General features: G+C 67.9%; 8 protein-coding genes and 2 pseudogenes. All 10 read left to right on the top strand.

Annotated elements, in window-relative coordinates:
• Positions 1-130 precede the first annotated feature (130 nt).
• Positions 131-418, top strand: a pseudogene (locus tag K9U40_RS20855) (phosphate/phosphite/phosphonate ABC transporter substrate-binding protein); the annotation flags it as partial.
• A gap of 25 nt (positions 419-443) precedes the next feature.
• Entirely contained in the window at positions 444-1,295 is an 852-nt protein-coding gene (phnC, locus tag K9U40_RS20850; RefSeq protein WP_282892037.1) for a phosphonate ABC transporter ATP-binding protein, read from the top strand.
• On the top strand, positions 1,292-2,098 hold the full coding sequence (phnE, locus tag K9U40_RS20845) for a phosphonate ABC transporter, permease protein PhnE (RefSeq protein WP_282892036.1): 807 nt from the start codon (positions 1,292-1,294) through the stop codon (positions 2,096-2,098). Before phnC ends, phnE (K9U40_RS20845) begins: the two co-directional genes overlap by 4 nt.
• Positions 2,098-2,916 carry a phosphonate ABC transporter, permease protein PhnE gene (gene phnE, locus K9U40_RS20840; protein ID WP_282892035.1) on the top strand — a complete coding sequence of 273 codons (819 nt, stop codon included), beginning with the start codon at positions 2,098-2,100 and terminating at the stop codon, positions 2,914-2,916. Before phnE (K9U40_RS20845) ends, phnE (K9U40_RS20840) begins: the two co-directional genes overlap by 1 nt.
• A 17-nt stretch (positions 2,917-2,933) precedes the next feature.
• Positions 2,934-3,368, top strand: coding sequence for an arsenate reductase (glutaredoxin) (gene arsC, locus K9U40_RS20835; protein ID WP_282892034.1), 435 nt, complete (start codon positions 2,934-2,936; stop codon positions 3,366-3,368).
• A gap of 175 nt (positions 3,369-3,543) precedes the next feature.
• Positions 3,544-3,891, top strand: coding sequence for a PadR family transcriptional regulator (locus K9U40_RS20830; RefSeq protein WP_282892033.1), 348 nt, complete (start codon positions 3,544-3,546; stop codon positions 3,889-3,891).
• Positions 3,892-3,952: 61 nt separating this feature from the next.
• Positions 3,953-5,368, top strand: a complete 1,416-nt coding sequence (locus K9U40_RS20825) for an FAD-dependent oxidoreductase (protein WP_282892032.1) — start codon at positions 3,953-3,955, stop codon at positions 5,366-5,368.
• Positions 5,365-6,633, top strand: a complete 1,269-nt coding sequence (locus K9U40_RS20820; RefSeq protein ID WP_282892031.1) for an MFS transporter — start codon at positions 5,365-5,367, stop codon at positions 6,631-6,633. The genes K9U40_RS20825 and K9U40_RS20820 overlap by 4 nt, the downstream gene beginning before the upstream one ends.
• A 66-nt stretch (positions 6,634-6,699) precedes the next feature.
• Positions 6,700-7,342, top strand: a pseudogene (gene arsH / locus K9U40_RS20815) (arsenical resistance protein ArsH).
• Between the two features lie 252 nt (positions 7,343-7,594).
• Complete coding sequence (locus tag K9U40_RS20810) at positions 7,595-7,729, top strand: hypothetical protein (protein ID WP_282892030.1); 135 nt, start codon at positions 7,595-7,597, stop codon at positions 7,727-7,729.
• Positions 7,730-7,736: the final 7 nt, after the last annotated feature.

Here is a 7,736-nt window from a genome sequence, read left to right as displayed (position 1 = left end):
GCCCTCGGCGGCAGAACGCCGGAGGAGGTCCATACGGCCTGCGACGGCATCGACATGGCGGCGTAACGCACACCAGAACCAAGCTTAGCAAAGCCGCCAATCTGTCCGCCAAACCGGGACCACCTCAAAGCGCATGATTGCCCGCGGCGTCATCAAGCCCGAGCAGGTGGTGACCATCTACAAGTCGCAGACCTTCCCCACCACCGGCTACGGCTATGTCTACAACCTGAAGCCGGAGCTGGCGGCAAAGGTGAAAGAGGCGTTCTTCAGCTTCAACTGGGAGGGCACCGGCCTGCAGAACGAGTTCAAGTCCGCCGAGCCGCCGCAGGAGAAGTTCATCCCCATCACGTTCAAGGAGACCTGGGCGGTGGTGCGCCAGATCGACGACGCCATGGGCGTGAGCTACGCCTGCAAGTAAGCTCCGGCGAGAGAAAGACTGCGGGATGCTGACCATCGCCGGCCTGTCCAAGCGCTACGCCAAGGGGGACAAGGCCCTCGACGATGTCTCGCTCGGCATCCCCGCCGGCCAGGTGGTGGGGTTGATCGGCCCCTCCGGTGCCGGCAAGTCCACCCTCATCCGCTGCGTCAACCGGCTGGTGGAGCCCACGTCCGGCTCCATCCGCCTCGGCGATACCGAGATCACCCGCCTCGGCGGCGCCGGCCTGCGGCGGGCGCGGCGGCGCATGGGCATGATCTTCCAGGAATATGCCCTGGTGGAACGCCTCACCGTCATGGAGAACGTGCTCTCCGGGCGGCTCGGCTATGTGGGCTTCTGGCGCGCCTTCCTGCGCCGGTTTCCCCAGGCCGACATGGACCGGGCCTTCGCCGTGCTGGAGCGTGTCGGCCTTCTCGACCATGTGGACAAGCGCGCCGACGAGCTCTCCGGCGGCCAGCGCCAGCGCGTCGGCATCGCCCGCGCCCTCGTGCAGGAGCCGGACATCCTGCTGGTGGACGAGCCCACCGCCAGCCTCGATCCCAAGACCTCGCGCCAGATCATGCGCCTCATCGTCGAGGTGTGCGCCGAGCGGCAGCTGGCGGCCATCGTCAACATCCACGACGTGGCGCTGGCGCAGATGTTCGTCCAGCGCATCATCGGCCTGAAAGCCGGGCGCGTGGTGTTCGACGGGTCCCCGGAGGCCCTCGACACCGCCGCCCTCACCGCCATCTATGGCGAAGAGGACTGGTCGCGCACGATCCGCGAGGTGGAGGACGATGCGGCAGAGGAGGCCGCCGCGCAGGATGCTGTCCGCGTCCTGCGGGCGCAGGCGACGCCCGCCGCCGCGAGGGCGCTGTGAGCGCGGCCCACGCCCCGGCGCGCCGCTGGCGCCCGCCGCCGCTCATTGCCAATCCTTATCTGCGCTATGCGCTGCTCGTTGGCGCGGCGCTCTATCTGGCGCTGGCCCTCGGCAGCGTGGAGGTCAATTGGGCCCGCCTCTCGGACGGCTGGGCGCGCGGCCTGCGCTTCGTCTCCGGCTTCCTGGAGCCGAATTTCTCGAGGCGCTGGGACGACATCGTCCAGGGCATGATCGAGAGCCTGACCATGACGGTGACCTCCACCGTGATGGGCATCGCCATCTCGGTGCCCATCGGCATCGGTGCCGCCCGCAACGTTGTGCCGCGCCCCGTCTATTACGTCTGCCGGTCCATCATAGCGGTGTCGCGCTCCCTGCAGGAGATCATCGTCGCCATTCTGCTGGTGGCCATGGTGGGCTTCGGCCCGTTCGCCGGCTTCCTCACCTTGTCGTTCGCCACCATCGGCTTTCTCTCCAAGCTGCTGGCCGAGGACATCGAGGACATCGACCCAGCTCCCGTGGAGGCGATCCGCGCCACCGGTGCGCCGTGGCCGTCGCTGATCGCCTTTGGCGTGCTGCCCCAGGTGGCCCCGCGCCTGCTGGGGCTGTCGCTCTACCGGCTCGACATCAATTTCCGCGAATCCGCCGTGGTGGGGATCGTGGGCGCCGGCGGCATCGGCGCCACGCTGAACACCGCCATCGACCGCTACGAATTCGACAGCGCCGCCGCCATCCTCATCCTCATCATCGCCATCGTCATGGCGAGCGAATATGTCTCCGGCCTGATCCGCGGGCGGGTGAAATAATGCCCGTCACAGCCCTTCCCGAAGGCCTCAGGTCCTGGCAGCGCCGCACCCCGCGCGGGCAGATCGCCGTGTGGTTCGGCTGGCTTCTCGCCGTGGCCTTCACCGTGTTCTGCTGGCGGGTGATGACGCAGGGCACCATCTGGGCCTTCGTGTGGGATGCCCCCACCCAGGCCGCCGACATCGGCGCGCGCATGGTGCCGCCGCGCTGGTCCTATTTTCCCGCGCTGCTCAAGCCGCTTTGGGACACGCTGAACATCGCAACCCTCGGCACGCTCGCCGCCATCGTGCTGTCGGTGCCGGTGGCCTTCCTCGCGGCGCGCAACACCACGCCCAGCGTAGCCTTCGTGCGACCCTTGGCGCTGTTCGTCATCGTGGCCTCGCGCTCCATCAATTCCATCATCTGGGCGCTGCTGCTGGTGGCGATCCTGGGGCCCGGCGTGCTGGCCGGCATCGTCGCCATCGCGCTGAGGTCCATCGGCTTCATCGGCAAGCTCCTGTACGAGGCCATTGAGGAGATCGACGAAGGCCAGGTGGAGGCGATCCGCGCCACCGGCGCCTCGGGCGCCCAGACGCTTGCCTACGGGATCGTGCCGCAGATCATGCCCGCCTTTGCCGGCATCAGCGTGTTCCGCTGGGACATCAACATCCGCGAATCCACCGTCCTCGGCCTGGTGGGCGCGGGCGGCATCGGGCTCAACCTGGAAAGCTCGCTCAATACGCTGGCGTGGCCGCAGGTGACGCTGATCCTGATGGTGATCCTCGCCACGGTGGTGGTGAGCGAATGGGTGTCCGCCAAGGTCCGCCACGCCATCATCTGATCTTCGGAGCCTGAACGATGACCGAGCCAGCCCCTGTCACCATCTGGCACAATCCGGCCTGCGGCACCTCGCGCAACACCCTCGCCATGATCCGCAATGCCGGCATCGAGCCGAAGATCGTCGAATATCTCAGGACCCCGCCCGCGCGGGGGGAGGTCGCCGCCGCCATCGCCGCGGCGGGCCTCACGGTGCGCGCCGCAACCCGGCAGAAGGGCACACCCTATGCCGAACTCGGTCTTGACGATCCCGCTATCACCGACGACGCGCTCCTCGACGCCATGATGGTCCATCCCATCCTCATCAACCGGCCCTTCGTGTTCACGCCGCTCGGCGTGCGGCTGTGCCGGCCGTCGGAACGGGTGCTGGACATTCTACCCGCGCCGCAGACGGGGCCGTTCGCGAAGGAGGATGGCGAGGTCGTGATCAATGCCGAGGGCCGGCGCGTTTGCTGAAGGGAGCGCTTTCAAACATACGTTGAGGGTTGACGCATCAATGGTCAATGCATAGCCTTCCCGCATGTCTCGAACCGCTCCATCCGCCCCCCCGGCCACTCCGCCTTCGCCCGCATCGGTGCCGCGGCCAGGGCCCGATTTCCTCAGCCGGGCCTATTGGAACGGCACCATCAAGATGAGCCTGTCCAAGTTCTTCATCCTGTGCGTGCTGCACCAGCGGCCCATGCACGGATACGACGTGGCACGGGCGGTGGAGGCCACCACCAACGGCTGTTGCTCCCCCACCGAGGGCACCATCTATCCGGTGCTGCGGGAGTTCGAGGAGGGCGGCTACGTCAGCGCGGCAAGCGAGGTGGTCTCGGGCCGCGAGCGCAAGGTCTACACCCTCACCGACAAGGGCCGCGCCGCCTTCAAGGTGGCGGTGGAGGCCTGGATGGACGTGACTCGCTGTCTGGTCGACGCTGAGAAGATGATCGCCGGCGCGCCGGGCGGGGACGGGAGCCCCGGGGGATGCTGCACCTGAGCGCTCTTCATTTGCCCTCAAGCATTGCTCATCAATGGATCGACCATCGGAGTCTGCCGTCATGACCGGATCGCTACCCGTCGCAATCATCGGAGCCGGCCCGGTGGGGCTTGCCGCCGCGGCGCATCTTCTGGCCCGCGGCCTGACGCCCCTCGTCTTCGAGCGCGGAGCCGGCGCCGGCACGTCGCTCAAGGCATGGGGCCATGTGCGGGTGTTCTCGCCCTGGGGCTACAACATCGACGAGGCCGCCCGCACGTTGCTGGAGGCAACCGGCTGGAGCGCGCCCAACCCCAAGGCCCTGCCGCTCGGCGGGGAGATCGTGCGCCGCTATCTTGAGCCGTTGGCGGCTCATCCCGCCCTCGCGCCGCACCTGCGGTTCGGGGCGCAGGTGACCGCCATCGCCCGTCACGGCCTCGACAAGATGTCATCGGAGGGGCGTGCGAACACGCCGTTCGAGATCCGCTGGCGCGACGCGGATAGGGCCGAGCAGCGCGCGCTCGCCCGTGCCGTCATCGACGCCTCCGGCACCTGGACCCAGCCCAACCCCATGGGCGCGGACGGCCTGCCGGTGCCCGGTGAGGAAGAGGCAGCAGCGCATATCGCCTACGGCATTCCCGACGTGGCGGGCGCCGAACGCGAGACCTATGCCGGCCGGCACGTGCTGGTGGTGGGCTCCGGCCATTCGGCCATCAATGTGGTGCTCGACCTTCTCCGCCTGCAGGAGACGGAGCCGGCCACCCGCGTCACCTGGGCGCTTCGGCGCAACCGCATCGAGAAGCTGCTGGGCGGCGGCCTCAACGATGCGCTGCCCGCCCGCGGAGCCCTCAGCCTTGCGGCGACGCAGGCCATCGCCGCCGGTCGGCTCGATGTCCTCGCGCCGTTCGCGGCGGAGCGGATTGTCAGTGGCGCGGCGGGGCTGGACGTGTCCGGCCGTCTCGGCGCGAAACCCTGGACCGGGACCGTGGACCGGATCGTGGTGGCCACTGGCTTTCGCCCCGACCTTGCCTTGCTGCGCGAGGTGCGCATCGCCCTCGACCCCGCCGTCGAGGCGCCGCCAGCCCTCGCGCCGCTGATCGACCCGAACCTGCATTCGTGCGGCACGGTCCCGCCCCACGGCGCGGTGGAACTCGCCCACCCCGAGCCTGGCTTCTACATCGTTGGCTCCAAGTCCTACGGCCGCGCGCCCACCTTCCTTATGGCGACGGGCTACGAGCAGGTCCGCTCCATCGCGGCGGAGATCGCAGGCGACCACGAAGCGGCGCGGCGCGTCCATCTGGTGTTGCCGGAGACCGGGGTGTGTAGCGCCGCGCCGCTGACGGCAGGGGCGTCCGGCTGCTGTGGAGGGCCTGCGCCTCGGGACGCCGATGCCTGCTGCGCGGACGATGCCCAGGCCAAGGCGGAAGGCGAGGACGGCTGCGGCTGCGATATCGCCCCGACGCAGGCCGAAGCGCGCCCCTGCTGCGGTACGGCCGCGTGACCAGCGGCCTGAGCGGCGAGCTCGCGCAACAGGCGCCGGCGCGCCCGCTCTCGGGGCGCAGCCTGTTCATCACCGGCCTCGGCATCGGCCAGATCTGTTCCTGGGGATCGCTCTATTACAGCTTTCCCCTGATGGCCGAGGCCATGGAGCGCGATCTCGGCTGGTCGAAACCGGATCTGTTCGGCGCCGCGACGCTCGGCCTCGCCCTCGGGGGCATTGCGGCCTTCCCCGTGGGCGCCGCCATCGACAAAGGCCACGGCAGGTGGGTGATGGCGGCGGGAGCGGGCCTCGCCGGCCTCTGCCTCCTGGCCTGGTCGCAGGTGCAGCAGCTCTGGCTGTTCTATGGCCTGATGGCCGCCATCGGCATCCTCCAGGCGGCAACCCTTTATGAGCCGGCGTTCGCGGTCGTGGCGCGCAGGACCGGAGCGGCCGGCGCCCGGGCCGGCATCACAGCGCTCACCTTGTGGGGCGGTTTCGCCTCCACGGTCTTCATTCCGCTGATCCAGATCCTGCTGGATATGGTGGGCTGGCGCGGCGCGCTGGTGGTGCTTGGCGCCGTGAACCTCGTGGTTTGCGCGCCGCTTTATGCGGCGGTGATCCGGCCTGCGGCCGACCATGCCGCATCGCCGGCCCATGCTCTTGCGCTGTCAGGAGCCGTCACCTTGTGGCAGGTCATGGGGCGTGTCGCCCGCCGGCCAACCTTCTGGGCCCTCGCGGTTGCGTTCACCGCCTATGCCGCCACCTTCTCGGCCTTCACCTTCCACCTCTACCCCCTGCTGCTGGAGCGCGGCTTCACGCCGGGGAGCGTGGTGCTGGCCATGGCCATCATCGGCCCAACCCAGGTTGCGGGGCGGATCGCCATCTCGGTGTTCGCGCCGCGCGCTCCGGTGCGGCTCATCGGCAGTTGTGCGGTCCTGGCCTTTCCGGTTGCCATTCTCGCCTTGGCGTGGCTGCCACCCAGCTTTGCCCTGGTGGCGGCAATCGTGGCGCTCTACGGCAGCGCCAACGGCATCATGACCATCGTGCGCGGGCTCGCCGTGCCGGAAATGCTGACCCGGCAGGCCTATGGCGCTGTGAACGGCGCGCTGGCGGCGCCCGCGATGCTCGCGCGGGCTTTGGCACCAGCCGGTGCCGCACTCCTCTGGGCGCAATCCCAGTCCTACGGCCCCGTCCTATCCGCCATGGTCGCGGGAGGCGTCCTGCTGGCGGCAGCCTTCTGGACCGCCGCGCTGCTATCGCGCCGCGACGATGATCGCGTCCCTTGAGTTGGCATCACCATCCCTGATTTGAATGCATTGAGTTTTCCCGCCCTTGATGAAGCCTATTTCGACATTCCCGATGCCACGAAGTTTCGTCCGACCACGGGCGTGACCCACCGCCGCGGATCCTGCTGCTTTACGGGTCGCTGCGGGAACGCTCCTACAGCCGGCTTCTCGCGGAAGAGGCTGCGCGCCTTCTGACCCACATGAGAGCCGAAACCCGCATCTTCGATCCCGCCGGTCTGCCCCAGCCCGACGGCTGTGCAGCCGACCACCCCAAGGTGCAGGAATTGCGCACCCTCCCGACGTGGTCAGAAGGTCAGATGTGGTGCAGTCCGGAACGGCACGGCACCACACCTCCATCTTCAAGAGCCAGATCGACTGGATCTGGATCCCTCTCGAAATCGGCTCGGTGCGCCCGACCCAGGGCAAGACGCTGGCTGTGATGCAGGTCTCCGGCGGATCGCAGTCCTTCAACGCTGTGAACGCCCTGCGGGTGCTCGGCCGCTGGATGCGCATGGTGACCATTCCCAACCAGTCGTCGGCGGCGAAGGCCTTCCAGGAGTTCGACGAAGCAGGCCGAATGAAGCGCTCATCGTATTACGACCGGATGGTGGACGTCATGGAGGAACTGATGAAGTTCACGCTGCTTCTGCGAGGACGGACGGATTATTTCACAAGCCGATACAGCGAGCGTCGGGCCGAGGGGAAATGACCATTGAAACCTCGAAGGATCTTGCTGTGATCGCTACAAGCGGAACCGCGGATGACTGAGTCGGTCCCGCGCCGCGCGAGAGTTAAAGTGCTTCTTCGATCTCCATGACGGGTTGCGGCTGGGAGAGAGGCTCCCGGCGCCCGTCATGGAGACGAGCCATGACCCAGGTGGAAATTCTATCCCTACTTTGGCGGATTAACGGATTGATAACGCTGCTGTGTTGAGGTTTGCGCGCGGATTGGAGCGCAGGCCATGGCGATCTGGGATGAGGCGCTGGGGGGTGTTTCTGGAGCCGTTCGTCGCCCTGCTGGGGCACAAGAAGCGGCGACAGATGTGTCGGATAAGGGCTACATGCTGCTCGAAATCCACTCTTTCGACCCGGCCTGATCCCGCC

Origin of the sequence: Xanthobacter autotrophicus, from assembly GCF_030015065.1 — a bacterium.
GTDB lineage: Bacteria > Pseudomonadota > Alphaproteobacteria > Rhizobiales > Xanthobacteraceae > Xanthobacter > Xanthobacter autotrophicus_D.
This window is presented reverse-complemented; position numbering and strand designations above follow the sequence as displayed.